Below are 19985 nucleotides of genomic sequence, written 5' to 3'. Positions count from 1 at the left end.
GTCCGCAGGCCCATCGTTGGCAACTCTGACCATCCGGCCACTGTAGTGCCGTCACTAGCGTCTCCGTATGCCCTCGCCCGCGCCGGCCTCCCCGCGCGGCCGCGTCGTGCTCCCGGGGGCGCTCTCGCCGCTCACCGCCGACCTCGTGCGCGGGCCGCGCCGCCCGTACACCGTGGTCGGCGTGTTCCGGGCCGGCGCCTACCTCGCGACCGTCGACCGGGTCCTCCCCCTCCTCGCCCACGACGCCGTCGCCCTGCCCGGCGCCCTGCGTCTCGCCGAACCGGCCGACCGCCTCGACCTCGGCGTCCGCGCCGGGGACGTGGTCGTCGGCGGCGCCGGGTCCCTCCACCTCCCCGGGGTCACCGTGCGCGGTGTCCGCACCTGGCGCCCGGCCCGCGTGCGCCGCGCTCCCGCCGTCCCGCGCCTCGCCCCCGACGAGCGCCTGCGCGCCCTGCTCGCCGAGGCGTCGTCCGCCGGGTCGCGATGGCTCCTCCCGGCCGTCCGCGCCGCGCTCGTCGCCCCGCTGCCCACGGAGGCCGTGCGCCACCTCGTCGGACGCGGCGAGGGGCTGACGCCCAGCGGCGACGACGCCCTCGCCGGCGCCCTGCTCGCCCGGCGGGCGCTGGGCCTCGCCCCCGGCGCCACGGCCGGCGGCCGCGACCCGCTCGCCCTCGCGGTGCGCGACCGGCTGCGGGCCACGACCGCCGTCTCGGCGTCCCTCCTCGCCGCGGCCCTCGACGGCTGGACGACCCCCGAGGTCGCCGCGCTCGTCGGCGCCCTGGCCCGGGGCGACGCCGACGCGACCCGCTCCGCGCTCCCGTCCGTGCTGGCCGTCGGCCACACCTCGGGCCGCGACCTCGTCACGGGGGTCCGGGCCGTCCTCGACACCGTCGCGTCCACCGGGAGGACCGCCGCATGACCACCCACGTCGAGCTGCGCCGCGGGGCGTACCACGACTCCGTCAGCCTGCTCCAGGTGTCGCGCACCGTCGCCGGCGCCCCGCAGGTCGAGGCCGCCCAGGTCGCGATGGCCACCGAGCTGAACCTCGAGGTCCTGCGCGGGATGGGCTTCGACGTCCCCCACGACGCCGGCCCCAACGACCTCGTCGTCGCCCTGCGCGTCACGGACGACGCCGCGGTGTCCTCCGGCATCGCCGCCGTCGACGACGCCCTGCGCGCCCTCGCCGCACCGAGCGGCGGCACCGGCACCGACGACGAGGTCCCCCCGGGGACGCTCGGCTCGGCCGTGCGCCGAGCGGGCGCCGGCCTCGCCCTCGTCTCCGTCCCCGGAGCACACGCCGTCACCGAGACCTACGACGCCATCGCGGCCGGTGCCTCGGTGATGTTGTTCTCCGACAACGTGTCCGTCGCGGACGAGGTGGCCCTCAAGGACGCCGCCGAGGCCGCCGACGTGCTCGTCATGGGCCCGGACTGCGGCACCGCCCTGGTCGGTGGCGTGGCGCTCGGCTTCGCCAACGTCGTGGCCGCGGGGCCGGTCGGCATCGTCGCCGCCTCGGGAACCGGTGCGCAACAGGCGATGTGCCTCCTGGACGCCGCCGGGGTCGGTGTCAGCCACTGCCTCGGCGTCGGCGGTCGCGACCTCAAGGCCGCGGTCGGTGGCCGCTCCACCCGCCAGGCCCTGCGTGCCCTCGCCGACGACCCCGCCACCGAGTGGGTCCTCGTCGTGTCGAAGCCCCCGGACGCCGCGGTGCTCGACGAGGTGCGCGCCGAGGCCGACGCCCTCGGGCTGCGCGTCCACTGGTCGACCCTCGGCGCGGGACGCCCCGACCTCACCGCGGCGGTCGAGGACGCGCTACGCGCGGAAGGGTCGAGCGTCCCCGACTGGCCTGCCGCGCAGGCCGATCCCGACGAGCAGTCCCTCACCCGAGGTCCCTCCCTCCGCGGCCTGTTCTGCGGGGGCACCCTCGCCGAGGAGGCCCTGCTGCTGGCGGCCGACGCCCTCGGACCGGTCGCCTCCAACCTCGGCCACGAGCCCGCCCTCGGCCCCGGCCTCACCGACCCGGGCCACGTCGTCGTCGACTTCGGTGCCGACGAGCTGACCCGCGGCCGGGCCCACCCGATGATCGACCCGACCCTGCGCACCGCCCGCATCGCCGACGAGGCCGCCGACCCGACGTGCGGCGTCCTCCTCCTCGACCTCGTCCTCGGCCACGGCGCCCACCCCGACCCGGCCGGCGAGCTCGCCGACGCCGTCCGCGCCGCCCGGGCCACCGCCCACTCCGACGGCCGCGCCCTGCCGGTCGTGGTGTCGCTCACCGGCACCGACGCCGACCCCCAGGGACGCGAGCGCTGCTCGGACGCCCTCGTGGCCGCCGGCGCCTCGGTGTTCCTCTCGAACGCCGCCGCCGCGCGGCACGCCCTCGCCGAGCTGGGAGCCGCCCGATGACCGCCCCGCTGCACGGCCTCCTCACGGCCGACCCCGTCGTCGCCACCTCCGGGGTCGCGCTCTTCGCCGACGCCCTCCGCGACCAGGCCGTGCCGGTCACCGAGGTCGGCTGGCGCCCCCCGATGCCCGGCACCGAGGCCGACCTCGCGCGGGTCATGGCCGACCCCCGCCGCGAGGCCGCGAACGCGACCGCCTTGGCCCGGATGACCTCCGCCGAGGCCGTGCTCGTCGACGTCGCTCCTGCGTCCGAGGCCCTCGGGCTCGAGCGCGGCACGTTCCTCCACGCCGGTCCGCCGATCGGCTGGGACCGCGCGTCCGGGCCGCTGCGCGGCGCGCTCGTCGGCGCCGTCCTCCTCGAAGGGCTCGCCGACACCCCCGAGGAGGCCGAGCGTCGCCTCGCCGCAGGCGAGTTCGACCTCGAGCCGTGTCACCACCGGGGCGCGGTCGGCCCGATGGCCGGTGTCGTCAGCCCGTCGATGTGGGTCTACGTCCTGCGCGACGACGTCCACGGCAACACCTCGTGGTGCTCGCTCAACGAGGGACTCGGGAAGGTGCTCCGCTACGGCGCGTACGGCCCCGAGGTCGTCGACCGGCTGCGGTGGATGGGCGCCGTCCTCGGCCCGATCCTGCGCCAGGCCGTGCGCTCCACCGGCCCCGTCGACGTCCGGGCGATCATCGCCCAGATGCTCCAGATGGGCGACGAGGGGCACAACCGCAACCGCGCCGGCTCGCTGATGCTGCTGCGCGAGCTGCTGCCCGGGATGATCACCGCCGACGCACCGTCCTCCGACGTCGGCGAGGCGGTGCGCTTCTCCGGCGCCAACGAGCACTTCTTCCTCAACCTCGGGATGCCCGCCTGCAAGCTGGCCACCCGTGCGGCGGAGGGCATCCCGGGCTCGACGGTCGTCACGACGATGGCCCGCAACGGCACCGACTTCGGCATCCGCGTCTCCGGCACCGGCGACGCGTGGTTCACCGGTCCGGCCAACACTCCCGAGGGGCTCTTCCTCGGCGACTACGGCCCCGACGACGCCAACCCCGACATCGGCGACTCCGCCATCACCGAGACCGGAGGCATCGGCGGCTTCGCGATGGCCGCGGCCCCGGCGATCGTCCGGTTCGTCGGCGGCGACGTGCCGTTCGCCCTGCGGGCCACCCGGCGGATGTACGAGCTGACCGTCGGCGAGCACCCGCTCTTCCAGGTGCCGGTGCTCGGCTTCCGCGGCACCCCGGTCGGCATCGACGTCACGAAGGTCGTCCGCACCGGCGAGCTGCCGCAGATCAACACGGGCATGGCCGGACGGGTCGCCGGCACCGGGCAGGTCGGGGCCGGCCTCGTCACTCCTCCGGCGGAGTGCTTCCCGGCGGCGCTGGCGGCTCTCGCCGCTGCCGTGCCGCGCTGACCGCCTCGGCGAGCGCGGCGCCCGGCTGCCAGCCGGACGGGAGGCGGGCCAGCCGGACGAGCAGCTCGAGCGGCCCGGTGCCCCACGTGCGGTCGAGCAGCCACACCGACCCGACGACGGCGGCCGTCGTCACGAGCAGCACGACCCAGGAGTCGTCGCGGGCGCCGTCGCGCACGAGCGAGACGAGGGCGAGCACGAGCACCTGCACCGTGTAGGCGGTGAGGGCCAGCCGGCCGAGTGCGAGCACGGGGTCGAGCGCGCGGACGCCCCACCGCCCGACCGCCGCCAGGTCGGCGACCGCGAAGGAGACGGCGACGACGCCACCCGCGAGGAACGTGCCGGCGACGACCTCGGCCGTCGTGCCCGAGTACGCCGCGGCGCCGCCCGACGACGCCGCGCCGAGGGCGTGCACGACCCCGGCGGCGGCGAGCAGCACCGCCCCGACACCGGCCGCCGGGCGCCAGGCCGCGAGCCGGGGCAGGAGCAGCGCGAGGGCCAGCCCACCGAGGGCCATCGGGAGGAAGGAGACGAGCCGGTAGCTCGGGCCCGCCGCCAGCCAGTCGAGCACGTGCCGGGCGCTCGTGCCCGTGGAGGACCCGCTCGCGGCGAGCGCGTCACGGGCGCGTTCGGTGACGAGTGGCCCGAGCACGGCGGCGCCCGCGGCGACGCCGAGGGTCAGCACCGGCAGGCGTCGCAGCCCCACGGCCAATGGGGCGAGGACGACGACGAGGACGCCGAGGTAGGGGAGGACGACGTCGACCTGCCCGTAGAGCGCCTGGAGCAGGACCCCGAGCGCGACGAGGAGCAGGCCGCGCAGCGCGTTGTCCGCGACGAACCGGACCGGGTCGGTGCCCGGGCGGGCGAGGGCGAGGCCCATCGCGGCGCCGACGAGCAGCGCGAAGAGCGGTGCCGTGAGGTACTCGCTGAGGTCGAGAACGCCCCCGACGGGGCTGAGGTGGGCGACGAGCATCGAGAGGACGGCGAGGCCGCGGGCGACGTCGAGGCCGGCCAGCCGCGGGCCGCCGGCTCCCGGGGCGATGGCCGGGGGCACCGACACGCGGCCCCCCGAGCGGTGCCGTCCGGACCGTCGGGTGGTCTGGTCGGTGCTCACGCGCTCGTCGCGTCGAGGTGCTGGAGGAGGTCGTGCGCGGCGAGCTCGACCTCCTTGTGGCGCCACTCCGACGCCCGGTAGACGCACGCGATGAGCGCGCTGCGGTGGACGCGGCGGAAGTCACCGGCGACGAAGGCGTAGCGCGCCTTGGTCTCCTCGCCGGGACCCTCGGTGAGTCCGAGGTGCCAGGCGCCGTACTCGTCCCACCCGTGCCGCTCGAGGTAGGCGTTCTGGGCGGCGGCGTCGGGCTGGACCTCGCCCCAGTCGCTGTCGAGGACGTACTGGTGGGCGTCGATGAGCGCGCGGACGTGGGCCACGCCCGCCTCGTTCACCGCATACTTCGCCACAGGGGCCACGCTAGTCACTCCAGCGCCATCGCGGGAGGTCCCCGACCCATCCGGTGCCCCGACCCATCCGGACCGGCGACGGGTCCGAACCCCTCGCCGGTGCCTGACCCCGGCAGGGGTGGCAGGGACCGGCGCCGGTGGGGCGGTGATGCAGAGGGGCCGCCCCACCGGACGTGCGCCCCGTCCTTTCCCCGCCGATGGAAGAATGGCCGCGTGACGGCGACGACTCTCGACGGCAAGGCCATCCTCGCGACGATCAAGGACGAGCTGCGCGCCCGCGTGGCCGCCCTCGCCGAACGCGGCGTCGTCCCGGGCCTCGGCACGGTGCTCGTCGGTGACGACCCCGGCAGCCGCTGGTACGTCGGTGCGAAGCACAAGGACTGCGCCGAGATCGGCATCCGCTCGCTGCGCCGCGACCTGCCGTCCGGCTCGACCCTCGAGGAGGTCCTCGCGGTCGTCCACGAGCTGAACGACGACCCCGAGTGCACCGGCTTCATCGTCCAGCAGCCGACCGGCCTCGACGAGAACGCGATCCTCTCGGCGGTCGACCCCGCGAAGGACGTCGACGGCCTGCACCCGACCAACCTCGGATGGCTCGTCCTCGGCGAGCCGGCCCCGTTGCCCTGCACACCCGTCGGCTGCGTCGAGCTGCTGCGCCGCTACGACGTCCCGATCGCCGGCGCCAAGGTCGTCGTCGTCGGACGCGGCATCACCGTCGGCCGGCCGCTGGGGCTCATCCTCACGCGCCGGTCCGAGAACGCCACGGTCACGCTGTGCCACACCGGCACCCGCGACCTCGCGGCCGAGGTGCGCCAGGCCGACATCGTCGTCGCCGCCGCCGGCGTGCCCGGCATCGTCACCGCCGACATGGTCAAGCCCGGCGCCGCCGTGCTCGACGTCGGGGTCTCCCGGGTCGTCGACGACGCCTCCGGCAAGGGACGGGTGGCCGGCGACGTCGCCGACGACGTGTGGGACGTCGCGGGCTTCGTGAGCCCCAACCCGGGCGGGGTCGGGCCGATGACGCGCGCGATGCTCCTCTCCAACGTGGTGGAGGCCGCCGAGCGCGCGGCCGGCCTGCACCCGGCGAGCGGCTGACGTGGCGGCGGCCGGAACCCACCCCGTCCTTGCTCGCACCTGGACGGCGGCCCCGCTCGTCGGCCTCGCCGCGCTCGCGGCCACCTGGGGTCGCGACATCGGGGCGGTTCTCGTCCTCGTCGTGGCGCTGCTGCTCGCCGCGGCCGTGCTCGCGGCGGTGCACCACGCCGAGGTCGTGGCCCACCGCGTCGGGGAGCCGTTCGGGTCCCTCGTGCTCGCCGTCGCGGTCACCGTCATCGAGGTCTCGCTCATCGTCACGCTGATGCTCAGCGGTGGCGACGAGGCGGCGACCCTGGCGCGCGACACCGTCTTCGCCGCCGTGATGATCACCGTCAACGGGATCATGGGGCTCTCGCTCCTGCTCGGGGCCCGTCGCTTCGGGTTCGCGAACTTCAACGCCGAGGGCACCGGCGGCGCGCTGGCGACGGTCGCGGCCCTCGCCGCCACGTGCCTCGTGCTGCCGACCTTCACGACCGGACAGGCGGGCCCGGAGTTCACCGGCGGCCAGCTGGCCTTCGCGGCGGTCGCGTCGGTCGTGCTCTACGCCGCCTTCGTCGTCACCCAGACGGTGCGCCACCGCGACTTCTTCCTCCCGGTGACGGCCAAGGGGGAGCCGGTCGACGAGGACGACCACGCCGACCCGCCCACCGACCGGGAGGCGTGGACCTCCCTCGGGCTGCTCCTGCTCTCGCTCGTCGCCGTCGTCGGGTTGGCCAAGATCGAGTCCCCGGCCATCGAGTCGGCGGTGCTGGCGGCCGGCCTGCCGGTGTCGTTCGTCGGTGTCGTCATCGCCCTGCTCGTCCTCCTGCCGGAGACGATCGCCGCGGCCAACGCGGCCCGTCGCGAGCGGATCCAGGTCTCGCTCAACCTCGCGCTGGGGTCGTCGATGGCCTCCATCGGCCTCACCATCCCGACGCTCGCCGTCGCGTCCATCTGGGTGCCGACGCCGCTGCACCTCGGGCTCGGCCCGACCCAGATCGTGCTGCTCGCGATCACCATGGTCGTCGCCGTGCTCACGGTCGTCCCGGGCCGGGCGACCCGGCTCCAGGGCACGGTGCACCTCGTGCTGCTCGCGGCCTTCCTCTTCCTCTCGATGTCCCCCTGACGCACCGGTTTCCGGCCGCTCGGCCGGATTCGACGAAACCGTTGCGGAAGGTCCGTCGCTGACCCTAGGGTCTGCTCATCGTGCCGGGTAGACGACGGACCAGAGCCCTCCGTCGCCTCGGCCGGTTCGTTCCGGTGGGGAGATCCATGATCGTCAAGGCACCCGGTCGCGCGCTGCGCGCCCTCGTCGTCGTCGCTGCCCTCACGGTGGCCCAGCCCGCGCTGGCCTCGGCCCAGCCGGCCGGCGCACCGCCGAGCGCGGAGGTCGTGGCGTCGCCCACTGCGGCCACGGCCGAGCCGGCGGGGTACGTCCCGCTGAGCCCGGCGCGCCTGCTCGACACCCGGTCGACCGGGGCCACCGTCGACGGCGTCGGCAAGGGCGGCGGCAGCGTCAAGGGTGGGTCGCCCCGCTCGGTGCAGGTGACCGGCCGCGGCGGCGTGCCCTCCTCCGGGGTGTCGGCGGTCGTCCTCAACGTCACGGCCGTCAAGCCGACGGTGTCGACGTACATCACCGCGTACCCGGACGGCGAGGCCCGGCCGAACACCTCGAACCTCAACGTCGTCAAGGGGTCGGTGACGCCGAACCTCGTCGTCACCAAGCCCGGCAGCACCGGCAAGGTCGCGTTCTTCGTCGCCGAGGGGGCGAGCGACGTCCTCGCCGACGTGGCCGGCTACTTCCCGACCGGCGGCTCGTTCGTGCCGCTGTCGCCGGGGCGCCTCCTCGACACCCGGGCCACCGGGTCGACGATCGACGGCCAGGGCAAGGGCGGCGGGGCGCTCGGCTCCGCCGGCACCCGCACCGTGCAGGTCACCGGGCGCCACGGCATCCCGACCACCGGGGTCGACTCGGTGGTCCTCAACGTCACCGGCGTCAAGCCGACCAAGGGCACGTACGTCACGGCGTGGCCGGCCGGTGCGACCCGCCCGACGACCTCGAACCTCAACCTCCTCGCCGGGGAGGTCCGCCCGAACCTCGTCGTCGTCAAGGTCGGCAGCGGCGGCGCGGTCTCGCTCTTCAACAACGCCGGGTCGGTCGACGTGCTGGCCGACGTGGCGGGCTGGATCCCCACCGGCACGACCTTCCGCTCGGTCACGCCGGCCCGCCTCCTCGACACCCGCACCACCGGTGCGACGGTCGACGGGCAAGGCAAGGGCTCCGGGGCCGTGGGCGCCGCGAAGACCGTCGACGTGCAGGTCACCGGCCGCTACGGCATCCCCGCCACCGGTGTGCGCTCGGTCGTCCTCAACGTCACCGGCGTGACGCCGACGAGCACCACCTACGTCACCGGCTACCCGGCGGGGGAGACGCGGCCCAACGCCTCGAACCTCAACCTCGTCACGGGCGAGGTGCGCCCCAACCTCGTCATCGCCAAGGTCGGCGCGGGCGGCAAGGTCCGCCTGTTCAACAACGCCGGCTCCACGCACCTGCTCGCCGACGTCGCGGGCTACGTCGTCGACGGCTCCACCGGCACGCCCGCCATCGCCGGCACGGTCCGCCAGAGCGGCACCTCCTCGCCGCTCGCGGGCGTCGACGTCTACGTCGACGACCCGGTGACGGGGGAGGGCTACACCGCGACGACCGACGCGAGCGGTCACTGGTCGGTCGCCACGGTGGCGGCCGGTGGGTACACCGTGTGCTTCGCCCCGGAGGGCGCGACCGGTGGGAGCACGGACGCCACCGGGTACGTCGAGTCGTGCCACGGCCAGAACGCGCCCGGCGACGAGCCGACCGTGGTCCCGGTGACGGCGGCCGGTGGGGTCGTCGTCGACAAGACCCTCACCAGCGGGGCGGCCGTGGCGGGCAAGGTCGTGCAGGAGACGACGAACGCGAAGCTGCGTGGCGTCTCGGTGAGCGTGCGGCCGGTGCAGAGCGAGGACCAGCGCTTCCTCAACGCGGTCACGGTGACCACCGCGGCCGACGGCACCTACCGGGCCACGGGCATCGCCGCCGGCACCTACGAGGTCTGCTTCGACGCCACCGACGCGCTGGGCGGCACCAGCGACGCCACGGGCTACGTCAACGAGTGCTACGACGGCATCACCGAGTTCTACGACGGCGTCGAGACCTTCCTCACCCTCGCGCCGGGAGGGCAGCGGACGGGCATCGACGCGACCCTCGCGCGGGGCGCCGCCCTCCAGGGCACCGTGCGCGAGGACGGGACGAGCAAGCCGCTCGGCGGGGTGTTCGTCAACATCGAGTTCTCCTTCCCGGGCGACAACCCGCCGTGGTTCCGCGAGATGGTCACCTACGCCGAGACGGACGCCACCGGCCACTGGGTGATCAAGGGGCTGCGCGCCGGCGGCTACAGCGTCTGCTACGAGGGCGCCGACTCCTCGGGCGGGTCCGCCACGGCCAAGGGTCACGTCTCGGAGTGCCACCTGAACAAGAGCCGGTACGCGCCCGATCCGACCCTGGTGCAGACGACCATCGGCAGCGCCCTCACGGTCGACGCGGGGCTGGCCATCGGCGCCGGCATCACCGGCAAGGTCGTCCAGGCCGGCGGCTCCGGCGCACCCCTCGAAGGCGTGTTCGTCGACGCGTGGTCGCCGTCGGGCGACTCCGAGGGCTTCGCGACGACGGGGCCGGACGGGACCTACGCGATCCGCGGGCTCGCCGCGGCGACGGACGTCGAGGTCTGCTTCTCGGCCTCGGGCGCGTCGGGTGGTACGAGCACCGTCGGCTACGTGGACGAGTGCTTCGACGACAAGCAGGACGGCCAGGTCCCCACGCCGGTGCGCGTCACGGCCGGGGCGAACACCACGGTCAACGGTGCTCTCGCGGCCGCGGGCGGCGTCCAGGGACGGATCACCGACGCCACCGGCGGGGCCCCGCTGGCCAACGCGGAGGTCGTCGTGCACCAGGGCGACCGGCAGTGGTCGGACTGGACCGACGACACCGGCGCGTACTCCCTCATCGGCATCCCGGCCGGCTCGGGGTACGTCGTGTGCGTCAGCGGCTTCGGGGCCACCGGTCCCAGCCCGTCCGGCTACGTCGGGGAGTGCTACGACAACCAGCCGTTCTCCGACTTCGAGCCGACCGGTACACCGGTCTCCGTGGTCGCCGGTCAGTACGCGACCGTGGACCTGGCCCTCACCCGGGGCGCCGTGGTGGCGGGCCGGGTGCTCGACGACTCCACGAACGCACCGATCGAGGGCGTGTACGTGTCGGCCTTCTCGGCGACCTTGGGCGAGTCGTCCCAGGTCTTCACCGAGCCCGACGGCACGTACCGGATGGACGGCATGTCGGCACGCACCGACTGGGTGGTCTGCTTCGATGGCTTCGGCCTCACCACCCCCAGCCCGACCGGCTACGAGGGCGAGTGCCATCTCAACCAGCCGTACGACCCGACCGGCGCCGGCGTCACCAAGGTCAGCACCACCGCCGGCCAGACGACGACGGTCGACGCCCGGCTGGCCCGCAGCCCCTGACCGACCGGCGCGGTCGGCACACGCAGAAGCTCCCGCGGCACCGAGGAACTCTCGGGTGCCGCGGGAGCTTCCGCGTGTGCCGCCGCAGCGGCGGGGATCAGATGAGGCCGAGGCCCTTGACGGCGTCGCGCTCCTCGGCGAGCTCGGCGACCGAGGCGTCGATGCGGGCGCGCGAGAAGTCGTCGATGTCGAGGCCCTGGACGATCTCCCAGCGGCCGTCCTTGACCGTGACCGGGAAGGAGGAGATGAGCCCCTCCTGCACGCCGTAGGAGCCGTCGGAGCGCACGGCCATCGACACCCAGTCGCCCTCGGGCGTGCCCTGGACCCAGGTGCGGGCGTGGTCGATGGTGGCCGACGCCGCGGAGGCGGCCGAGGACGCACCGCGTGCCTCGATGATCGCCGCGCCGCGCTTGGCGACGGTGGGGATGAAGGTGCCCTCGAGCCAGGCCTGGTCGCCGACGGCCTCGGCGGCGTTGCGCCCGCCGACCTCGGCGTGGAAGAGGTCGGGGTACTGGGTGGCGGAGTGGTTGCCCCAGATCGTCATCTTCCGGATCTCGGTGACCGGCACGCCGAGCTTGGCCGACAGCTGCGAGATGGCGCGGTTGTGGTCGAGGCGGGTGAGGGCCGAGAAGCGCTCGGTGGGGATGTCGGGGGCGTTGGACATCGCGATGAGGGCGTTGGTGTTCGCCGGGTTGCCGGTGACCGTGACCTTGACGTCGTCGGCCGCGACCTCGTTGAGGGCCTTGCCCTGCGGCGCGAAGATGCCGCCGTTGGCCTCGAGCAGGTCGCCACGCTCCATGCCCGGACCGCGCGGTCGGGCGCCGACGAGGAGGGCGAGGTTGACGCCGTCGAAGACCTTCGTGGCGTCGTCGCCGATCTGCACGCCGGCGAGGGTCGGGAAGGCGCAGTCGTCGAGCTCCATGACGACGCCCTCGAGCGCCTTGAGCGCCGGGGTGATCTCGAGCAGCCGGAGCTCGACGGGGGTGTCCGGGCCGAGCAGCGCGCCGCTGGCGATGCGGAACAGGAGGCTGTAGCCGATCTGGCCGGCGGCGCCGGTGACGGCGACCTTGACGGGCGTGGTGCTCACGGGTGTACCCCTTCGTGACGAGCGTGGTTCGGGTCGTCTCGACGCTATCAGCGGCGGGCCGTGGCGCGGCAGGCGGCAGGTGTGCTGGGCTGGTCACATGACGGCCGTGACGCGGGGAGCACGTGACCGGCGGCCGCTCGTCGTGACGGGGATCACGGCCGTGGTCTCGCTGGCCCTCGTCGTGCTCGCCGCCCGGGGAGGGTGGCTCGGGCCGGACGTCGGGCGGGGTGACGGCTTCTGCGAGGCCGCCCACCCCGGATGGGTCCGCCAGCCCGCCAACACGTGGAGCAACCTCGGCTTCGTCGTCGCCGGCCTGGCCGTCGCGTGGCACGCCTCGCGCCGCGACCGGCTCGGCGGGGCCCTCGCCGCGCACCCCGGGCCGCCACCGCGTTCGCCGTGCTCGTCGTCCTCCTCGGCCCGGGGAGCATGGCGATGCACGCCACCCAGTCCGACCTCGGCGGCCACCTCGACCTGCTGAGCATGTTCCTGCTCTCGGGGTTCGCGCTCGCCCACGCCGCGATGCGCTGGGCGCGCCGGGGCCCGGCGACCCTCGCCGCGGTGTTCGCGCTCGCGGTCGGGGTCGGGATGGCCGGGCACCTCCACGGCGGCGACGTGCCGGTGCTCGGGCACCTCGGCAACGCCGTCTTCGCGGTGCAGCTGTGGCTGGCCGTCGGGCTCGAGGTCGCGCTGTGGCGGCGCGGGCGCCGGGGCGACGGGCCGCGTCAGGACCTGCGGCTCGGCGTGGCCTCGGTCGGCACCCTCGCCCTGGCCTTCGCCATCTGGACGACGGGGATGCGCGAGCACCCGTGGTGCCGGCCCGAGGCGCTGCTCCAGCAGCACGCCGTGTGGCACGTGCTCGACGCCGTCGCGGCCTACCTGCTCTACCGGCACTACGCCGCAGAGGGAGTGGACGATTCCCATAAGTGACGAATAAACTCCATTTCATGAAAACGTCGCCGTCGGCTCTCCTCCCGATCCTGCGCACCCCCGCAGTCGGTGAGCTCTTGGCTCGACTGTTCGTCCACCCGCAGCGTGGATGGGCACTCAAGGACCTCGCGGCAGCGGCCCAGGTGTCCCTCCCGACGACGACCCGCGAGGTGACCCGCATGGTCCGGTCCGGACTGCTGGCGGAGAAGAGGGTGGGGCGCACCCGGCAGGTCCGTCCGAACACGGACTCGCTCCTGTTTCCCCCGTTGCGGCGACTGCTTCTGCTGACCTACGGCCCGGTGCCCGTCCTGGAGGAGGAGCTCAGTGCGGTGGCGGGGATCGAGAGGGCGGTGGTCTACGGGTCCTGGGCCGAACGGCACGCAGGGGTCGAGGGGAACGAGCCGAACGACGTCGACGTGCTGGTCGTGGGGCAGCCCGACCTCGACGACCTGTACGACGTCGCGGAACGAGCGCGTCAGCGGCTGGGACGACCGGTGAGCATCCGGAATGTCTCGGCGTCTCGGTGGAACGAGCCCGGCTCCGACCCCTTCCTCGCCGGCGTCACGACGGGCCCGCTGGTGACCCTCGGCGTGGGGACTGAGCGGTGACCTGGGACAAGGGGGCGGCCGAGATCAGCGAGATGGTGGCCGACGGCCTGCTGCAGGAGGTGCCCTCCTCCGTCGAGGCGGCGCAGGCGCTGTTGACCGAAGCCCGCCGACACCTGGCATCGGCCGACCTGCTCGCTGACACCGATCCTCAGGGCGCGTACTCACTGCTCTACGACGCGGCCCGCAAGGGGCTGGCGGCGGTCCTGCAGGCAGAGGGCCTTCGCGCGACGGCCAAGGGCGGACACGTCGTGCTCCAGGATGCGATGCGAGCGCAGTTCGACCCCCCGCTGGGTCACCTGTTCAGGCCCTTCGGCCGGATGCGGCAGCGGCGCAACCAGTCCGAGTACGCATCCACCGACAACCCCGAGGTGACCGCGGAGGAGGTCCGGTCGGACCTGACGAAGGCGATCGCCCTCCTCGACGACTTCTGCGTCCGGGCCGTCGACCTGGTGTCCTGACGGCCCGGACGGCGGGGTGATCAGCGGGGGGCGTCGGGGTCGACGCCCTCGGCGACGCGCAGGTCCTCGGGGTCGATCTCGCCGGAGATGTCGCGGTCGCGGCGGTCGACGCCGGTGATGAGGTGGAAGGTCGCGCCGGCGATCGCGGCCCCGATGATCGGCGCCACCCAGAACATCCAGAGCTGCCCGGGGGCGCCGTTGCCGTTGAAGAACGCGACGGCCGTCGACCGTGCCGGGTTGACCGAGGTGTTGGAGATGGGGATCGACACGAGGTGGATGAGGGTGAGCGCCAACCCGATCGCGATGGGGGCGAAGCCTTCTGGAGCGCGGGAGTCGGTGGCCCCGAGGATGACGTAGAGGAAGATCGCCGTCAGCAGGATCTCGGCGCAGAGCACGGCGACGAGCGAGTACCCGCCGGGCGAGTGGTCGCCGTAGCCGTTGGCCGCCATGTTGCCCGTGGCGTCGAACCCCGGTGCGCCACCGGCGATCGCCCACAGCGACAGGCCGGCGAGCAGCCCGCCGAGGACCTGGGCGACGACGTACGCCGGCACGTCCTTCCACTCGAAGCGGCGGGCGACGGCGACACCGATCGTCACGGCCGGGTTGAAGTGCGCGCCGGACACGTGCCCGACGGCGTACGCCATCGTCACGACGGTGAGCCCGAAGGCGAGGGCGACCCCGAGGAAGCCGATGCCGAGGTGCAGGCTGCCCCCGCCGACGACGTTGGGGGCGAGGAAGCCGGCGGCGAAGATCGCTGCGCCACAGCCTCCGAAGACGAGCCAGAAGGTACCGAGGAACTCCGCGCCGAGGCGCTGCACCATCGAGGGGGGTCTCATGGACCCTCAGTGTGGCCCTCCCGCGGGCCCTCGTACAGAGGACCCGCGGGAGCTGGCGCGGCCGGTCAGCCGGAGAGGCCGTCGACGATCGCGTTGAAGGTCGCCGAGGGGCGCATGACGCCCGCGGCCTTCGCCGGGTCCGGGCGGTAGTAGCCGCCGATGTCGGCCGGCTTCCCCTGCACCGCGACGAGCTCGGCCTCGATGGCGTCGGTCTGCGCGACGAGCTGCTCCGCGACCGGCGCGAAGACCGCGGCGAGCGCCTCGTCCTCGGTCTGGCCGGCGAGCTCCTGGGCCCAGTAGCGGGCGAGCCAGAAGTGGCTGCCCCGGTTGTCGATCGAGCCGACCCGGCGGGCGGGGGACTTGTTCTCGTTGAGCAGGCTCTCGGTGGCGCGGTCGAGGGTGTCGCCGAGCAGCTCGGCGCGCTTGTTGCCGCCGGCCGCCTCGTGCCGGAAGGACTCGGCGAGCGCGAGGAACTCGCCGAGGCTGTCCCAGCGCAGGTAGTCCTCGGCGACGAGCTGCTGCACGTGCTTGGGCGCCGAGCCGCCGGCGCCGGTCTCGAAGAGGCCGCCACCGTTCATCAGCGGCACGACGGAGAGCATCTTCGCCGAGGTGCCGAGCTCGAGGATGGGGAAGAGGTCGGTGTTGTAGTCGCGCAGGACGTTGCCGGTGACCGAGATGGTGTCCTCGCCGCGGCGGATGCGCTCGACGGACAGCGTCGCGGCCTCGACGGGGGAGAGGACGCGCAGGTCCAGGCCCTCGGTGTCGTGCTCGGGGAGGTAGGCCTCGACCTTGGCGATGAGGTTGCGGTCGTGGGCGCGGCTCTCGTCGAGCCAGAACACGGCCGGGGTGGCCGAGGCGCGGGCGCGGGTGACGGCGAGCTTGACCCAGTCGCGGATCGGGGCGTCCTTGGTCTGGCAGGCGCGCCAGATGTCGCCGGCCTCGACGTCGTGGCTCATGAGGACCTCGCCCGCCCCGTTCACCACCTCGACGCGGCCGGCGGCCTCGAGCTCGAAGGTCTTGTCGTGGCTGCCGTACTCCTCGGCCTTCTGCGCCATGAGGCCGACGTTCGGGACCGAGCCCATCGTCGTCGGGTCGAAGGCGCCGTGGGCCTGGCAGTCCTCGATGACGGCCTGGTAGACGCCGGCGTACGAGGAGTCGGGGATGACGGCGAGGGTGTCGTGCTCGTCGCCGTCCGGGCCCCACATGTGGCCGGAGGTGCGGATCATCGCCGGCATCGAGGCGTCGACGATGACGTCGCTCGGGACGTGCAGGTTGGTGATGCCCTTGTCGGAGTTGACCATCGCGAGGCGCGGGCCGTCGGCGAGGCCCTGCTCGAAGGCGGCGCGGATCTCGGCGCCGTTCGGGAGGGCGTCGAGGCCGTCGAGGATGCCGCCGAGGCCGTTGTTGGGGGAGAGACCGGCCGCGGCGAGGTCGGCGCCGTAGCGCTCGAAGACGTCGGGGAAGAACGCCCGGACGACGTGCCCGAAGATGATCGGGTCGCTGACCTTCATCATCGTCGCCTTGAGGTGCACCGAGAAGAGGACGTCGTCGGCCTTGGCCTGCGCCACCTGCTCGCGGAGGAAGGCATCGAGCGCGGCGGCGCGCATGACGGTGGCGTCGACGATCTCGCCCTCGAGGACCGCCAGGCCGTCCTTGAGGACCGTCGCGGTGCCGTCGGCGGCGACGTGGCGGATGGTGAGGGTGTCGTCGGCCGGCAGGACGACCGACTGCTCGTTGCTGCGGAAGTCGTTCTCGCCCATGGTCGCCACCCGCGTGCGGCTGTCGGCGGACCAGGCGCCCATCGAGTGCGGGTGCTTGCGGGCGTAGTTCTTGACGGCCGACGGGGCGCGGCGGTCGGAGTTGCCCTCGCGGAGCACGGGGTTGACGGCGCTGCCCTTGACCTTGTCGTAGCGGGCGCGGACGTCGCGCTCCTCGTCGGTCTGCGGGGAGTCCGGGTAGTCGGGGAGGGCGTACCCCTGCGACTGCAGCTCCTTGATGGCGGCCTTGAGCTGCGGCATCGAGGCCGAGATGTTCGGCAGCTTGATGATGTTGGCGTCGGGGGTCGTGGCCAGCTCGCCGAGCTCGGCGAGGGCGTCGCCGATGCGCTGCTCCTCGGTGAGGTGCTCGGGGAAGAGCGCGAGGATGCGGCCGGCGAGCGAGATGTCGCGGGTCTCGACGTCGACCCCGGCGGAGGACGCGAAGGCCTCGACGACCGGGAGGAAGGAGTACGTGGCCAGCATCGGGGCCTCGTCGGTCAGGGTGTAGATGATCGTGGCCATGGTCGTCGTCGACGCTCCTCGTGGTGGCGGTTATCTTGACGTCAAGAGAAATCCTACCGGAGGACGGTGGTCGCGGGAAGGCAGGGCTGCACGTGGCATGCTTGCCCCGTCCACGCCGCACGGCGGGGATCGAGAAGTTGCTCTGTGAGGGGTTGTCCTGACGTGCTGATTCGGGCCGTCCACCGCTACTTCTGGCCGGACAGCCCGCCGTATGCCACGTTCCTGCGCGAGATGACCCGTGACTGGGCCTCCCGGGGTCACGATGTCGCGGTTGTCGCGGGTCGGTCGACGAACCACCCGGCGCCTGCGTCGGCGGACGTACCCGTTCGTCGAGTGCCGGTAATGCGTGAAGCGGGACGTCCGGCCGGGCAGCTCGCCAACATGGTGGTCTTTCCGGTCGGTGTCGCGGCGGCGCTCCTCCGCGGCCCGCGCCCCGACGTCGTGATGTGCTCCACCGCCCCGCAGGTGACGCTCGGCGCGTTGGTGTCGCGCATAGCCCGGCTGCGCGGCGCATCCTTCGTGTACCACTGCATGGACCTGCACCCGGAGATCGGTCGGCTGTCCGGTGAGTTCGCGAACCCCCTGGTGTACCGACTCCTTCGCCGTGCCGACACCGCGACGATGAGGCGCGCAGCCCGAGTGGTTGTGCTCAGCGCGGACATGCGCGACGCAGTCGTCGACCGCGACCCGGCACTCGCCGACAAGGTCGTGGTGCTCAACAACTTCGCGATGCCGGACGACGGCGTTGTGGGAGAGAGCCCGCTGCCCGCACCCGCTCCGGGAGTACTGCGTGTCGTGTTCACCGGGAACATCGGACGGTTCCAGTCGCTGCCCGATCTGCTGCGGGCCCTCGGTCGCCTGCCGTCCGGCGCCGAGGTCGAGCTCGTGTTCATGGGGGACGGCCGCGCCCGCAGTGAGCTCGCCGACATCGCTGCCGGCCTCCCTGCGTCTGTGCGAGCACGGGTCCGCTTCCTGCCCGCCGGCACGTCGGCGCAGGCCAAGGCCCTGATGCGGTCGGCGCATCTGGGGGTCGTCTCGCTCGCTCCCCTGGTCGCGCGGTTCGCCTATCCCAGCAAGACCGCCACCTACTGTGAGCAGGGTCTTCCCGTTCTCGTCGTCTGCGACCCCGGGACCGAGTTGGCGAGCACGGTGGTCTCGGAGCGACTCGGGTGGACGGCGGCACCCGGTGACGTCGAGGCCATCGCCGCTGCCCTCGCCGCAGCCCTCTCCGAGATGTCGGAGCGCTCGCTCAGCATCCGGCAGGAGCGAGTCCGGGAGTTCCATCAGCGCACCTTCGACCAAGCCGGGGCACTGACGAGATGGGCGGAGCTCATGGACGGGTTGGCGGCGGAGCGGAGCGCTGACGCAGGGAGGGGACGTGATGCCTGAGTATGTGATCGTCGTCGGAGCGCCCCGGTCTGGGACGAACATGCTGCGTGACCTCCTCACCAGTGCACCGGGATTCGGCACGTGGGACTGCGACGAGGTCAACCTGCTGTGGAAGCACGGCAACCTCGACGTCCCCCACGACGAGATCCCCCGCGAACGGGCCACCCCGGCGCTCGCCGGCTACCTGCACCGCTCCTTCGATCGCGTCGCGCGGCGCACCCGCAGCGCCGTCGTCGTCGAGAAGACGTGCGCGGTGTCGTTGCGCGTCCCCTTCACCCGGGCCCTGTTCCCCGACGCGCGTTACGTGTTCATCCGCCGCGACGGCATCGACGCCACCGCGTCCACGATGCAGCGGTGGAACGCGCCGTTCGAGCTGGGATACACGTTGCGCAAGGCGCGTTACGTCCCACCGGGTGACTTCCCGCGGCACCTCGCGACGCTCGTCCAGAAGCGCGTCGTGCAGCGTCTGCGGGGCGAGGTGCGCGGCGAGGCCCGGGACATGCGCGTGAGCACGTGGTGGGGTCCACGACCTCACGACTTCCGGACGCTTCAGGAACACCACCCGCTGGAGGAGCTGGCCTTCATCCAGTGGCAGCGGTGTGTCGAGCAGGCCGCGGACGGGTTGTCCGGCCTTCCTGACGACCAGCTCCTGGAGGTCGTCTACGAGGACTTCGTGGCCGATCCGCAGCGCGGTAGCTCGCGCCTCTTCGACTTCCTCGGCCACCCCGGAGCGGCCGGGCACGCCGCGACCGACGCCATCGTCGCCGGCAGCGTGGGCAAGGGGCGCAGTCGGCTCGGCCCCGAGGCTGTTGACCGACTCGAAGCCCTGGGGGCCGACACGTTGGCCCGGTTCGGTCGTGGCTGACCACGTCCCGGTCGGCCTCACCCGGCCACAGGCCGCGGCCAAGCGCACCTTCGACCTCGTCGTCGGGGGCGTCGTCTTCGTCGTCACGGCCCCCATCAGTCTCGCGGCGGTGGTCGCGGCCCGTCGTGACACCGGGCTGTCCGGCATCTTCGCGCAGCAGCGGGTCGGCCGCGGCGGTCGGCTCGTCACCGTGCACAAGATCCGCACGATGCGCCCGTCGGTCGAGATCACGACGAGTGTCACCACCTCCGCGGATCCCCGCATCACGCCGCTCGGCAGGCGGCTACGGGCCTGGAAGGTGGACGAGCTGCCGCAGCTCGTCGACGTGCTGGCCGGCCGGATGAGCCTCGTCGGCCCCCGTCCCGACATCGAGGGCTGGGCTGATCGCCTGACGGGCGAGGACCGCATCGTGCTCTCGGTCCGTCCGGGGATCACGGGTCCGGCGTCGCTGGCCTTCCGACACGAGGAGCGGATGCTCGCGGCGGCCGAGGACCCCGAGGCGTACAACCGGGACGTGATCTGGCCAGCGAAGGTTCGCATCAACAGGGCCTACGTCGAGGAATGGTCGCTCCTGGTCGACGTGCGGTGCCTGATGCGGACGGTGTTCTCCGTGGCCGGACGGTTCGACGCGGGCTGAGGCC

18 protein-coding genes are annotated in these 19985 nt (G+C 73.5%); 13 read left to right on the top strand and 5 right to left on the bottom strand.

The genetic code is table 11. The features are described from left to right. Window positions 1-67: 67 nt before the first annotated feature. Genes JQN70_RS12060 through JQN70_RS20125 form a run of 3 tightly spaced genes read left to right on the top strand, consistent with a single transcriptional unit; the run spans window position 68 to window position 3809 of the window. Window positions 68-919 carry an oxamate carbamoyltransferase subunit AllH family protein gene (locus JQN70_RS12060; RefSeq protein ID WP_204131582.1) on the top strand — a complete coding sequence of 284 codons (852 nt, stop codon included), beginning with the start codon at window positions 68-70 and terminating at the stop codon, window positions 917-919. Continuing rightward, window positions 916-2406, top strand: coding sequence for an AllF/FdrA family protein (locus JQN70_RS20130; RefSeq protein WP_239111447.1), 1491 nt, complete (start codon window positions 916-918; stop codon window positions 2404-2406). Before JQN70_RS12060 ends, JQN70_RS20130 begins: the two co-directional genes overlap by 4 nt. Continuing rightward, window positions 2403-3809, top strand: coding sequence for a YlbE family protein (locus JQN70_RS20125; protein ID WP_239111446.1), 1407 nt, complete (start codon window positions 2403-2405; stop codon window positions 3807-3809). Before JQN70_RS20130 ends, JQN70_RS20125 begins: the two co-directional genes overlap by 4 nt. Here the strand turns inward: JQN70_RS20125 and JQN70_RS20980 are convergent. Further along, window positions 3745-4920 carry a DUF418 domain-containing protein gene (locus tag JQN70_RS20980; RefSeq protein WP_204131581.1) on the bottom strand — a complete coding sequence of 392 codons (1176 nt, stop codon included), beginning with the start codon at window positions 4918-4920 and terminating at the stop codon, window positions 3745-3747. The genes JQN70_RS20125 and JQN70_RS20980 overlap by 65 nt on opposite strands. Next, a complete protein-coding gene (locus JQN70_RS12045; protein WP_239111445.1) occupies window positions 4917-5237 on the bottom strand; it encodes a hypothetical protein in 321 nt (106 codons plus the stop codon). Before JQN70_RS12045 ends, JQN70_RS20980 begins: the two co-directional genes overlap by 4 nt. 243 nt (window positions 5238-5480) lie before the next feature. On the opposite strand from JQN70_RS12045, the gene JQN70_RS12040 reads away from it, so the two are divergent. The 3 genes from JQN70_RS12040 (at window position 5481) to JQN70_RS12030 (ending at window position 10895) form a co-directional block, all read left to right on the top strand. Continuing rightward, a complete protein-coding gene (locus JQN70_RS12040) occupies window positions 5481-6362 on the top strand; it encodes a bifunctional methylenetetrahydrofolate dehydrogenase/methenyltetrahydrofolate cyclohydrolase (RefSeq protein ID WP_204131579.1) in 882 nt (293 codons plus the stop codon). A gap of 1 nt (window position 6363) precedes the next feature. Beyond that, complete coding sequence (locus tag JQN70_RS12035) at window positions 6364-7467, top strand: calcium:cation antiporter (RefSeq protein WP_204131578.1); 1104 nt, start codon at window positions 6364-6366, stop codon at window positions 7465-7467. Between the two features lie 146 nt (window positions 7468-7613). Then, window positions 7614-10895, top strand: coding sequence for a carboxypeptidase regulatory-like domain-containing protein (locus tag JQN70_RS12030; protein ID WP_204131577.1), 3282 nt, complete (start codon window positions 7614-7616; stop codon window positions 10893-10895). A 97-nt stretch (window positions 10896-10992) separates the two neighbouring features. Here JQN70_RS12030 and JQN70_RS12025 read toward each other — a convergent pair whose 3' ends face one another. Then, window positions 10993-11982, bottom strand: coding sequence for a malate dehydrogenase (locus tag JQN70_RS12025; protein WP_204131576.1), 990 nt, complete (start codon window positions 11980-11982; stop codon window positions 10993-10995). Window positions 11983-12079: 97 nt separating this feature from the next. On the opposite strand from JQN70_RS12025, the gene JQN70_RS12020 reads away from it, so the two are divergent. The 4 genes from JQN70_RS12020 to JQN70_RS12005 are packed head-to-tail and all read left to right on the top strand — an operon-like array spanning window position 12080 to window position 13975. After that, window positions 12080-12460, top strand: coding sequence for a hypothetical protein (locus tag JQN70_RS12020; RefSeq protein WP_204131575.1), 381 nt, complete (start codon window positions 12080-12082; stop codon window positions 12458-12460). Next, window positions 12415-12909 carry a hypothetical protein gene (locus tag JQN70_RS12015; protein ID WP_239111444.1) on the top strand — a complete coding sequence of 165 codons (495 nt, stop codon included), beginning with the start codon at window positions 12415-12417 and terminating at the stop codon, window positions 12907-12909. The genes JQN70_RS12020 and JQN70_RS12015 overlap by 46 nt, the downstream gene beginning before the upstream one ends. A gap of 17 nt (window positions 12910-12926) precedes the next feature. Next, entirely contained in the window at window positions 12927-13517 is a 591-nt protein-coding gene (locus JQN70_RS12010) for a nucleotidyltransferase domain-containing protein (RefSeq protein WP_204131573.1), read from the top strand. Next, a complete protein-coding gene (locus JQN70_RS12005; protein ID WP_204131572.1) occupies window positions 13514-13975 on the top strand; it encodes a hypothetical protein in 462 nt (153 codons plus the stop codon). The genes JQN70_RS12010 and JQN70_RS12005 overlap by 4 nt, the downstream gene beginning before the upstream one ends. A 20-nt stretch (window positions 13976-13995) precedes the next feature. On the opposite strand, the gene aqpZ is transcribed toward JQN70_RS12005, so the two are convergent. After that, window positions 13996-14811: an aquaporin Z gene (gene aqpZ, locus JQN70_RS12000; protein WP_204131571.1), complete on the bottom strand. Its 816-nt coding sequence runs from the start codon at window positions 14809-14811 to the stop codon at window positions 13996-13998. A 65-nt stretch (window positions 14812-14876) separates the two neighbouring features. Further along, entirely contained in the window at window positions 14877-17090 is a 2214-nt protein-coding gene (locus JQN70_RS11995; protein WP_204131570.1) for an NADP-dependent isocitrate dehydrogenase, read from the bottom strand. A 162-nt stretch (window positions 17091-17252) separates the two neighbouring features. Here JQN70_RS11995 and JQN70_RS11990 point away from each other — a divergent pair, with 162 nt between their 5' ends. From JQN70_RS11990 to JQN70_RS11980, 3 genes are read left to right on the top strand one after another with little or no spacing between them, the layout of a single operon-like run. Next, complete coding sequence (locus tag JQN70_RS11990; RefSeq protein WP_204131569.1) at window positions 17253-18479, top strand: glycosyltransferase family 4 protein; 1227 nt, start codon at window positions 17253-17255, stop codon at window positions 18477-18479. Next, a complete protein-coding gene (locus tag JQN70_RS11985; protein ID WP_255546922.1) occupies window positions 18472-19344 on the top strand; it encodes a sulfotransferase family protein in 873 nt (290 codons plus the stop codon). Before JQN70_RS11990 ends, JQN70_RS11985 begins: the two co-directional genes overlap by 8 nt. Then, window positions 19337-19981 (top strand): sugar transferase, encoded by a 645-nt coding sequence (locus JQN70_RS11980; RefSeq protein ID WP_204131567.1) that lies wholly within the window; start codon window positions 19337-19339, stop codon window positions 19979-19981. Before JQN70_RS11985 ends, JQN70_RS11980 begins: the two co-directional genes overlap by 8 nt. Window positions 19982-19985: the final 4 nt, after the last annotated feature.

This window comes from Phycicoccus sonneratiae, assembly GCF_016887965.1.
GTDB classification, from domain to species: domain Bacteria; phylum Actinomycetota; class Actinomycetes; order Actinomycetales; family Dermatophilaceae; genus Phycicoccus; species Phycicoccus sonneratiae.
This window is presented reverse-complemented; position numbering and strand designations above follow the sequence as displayed.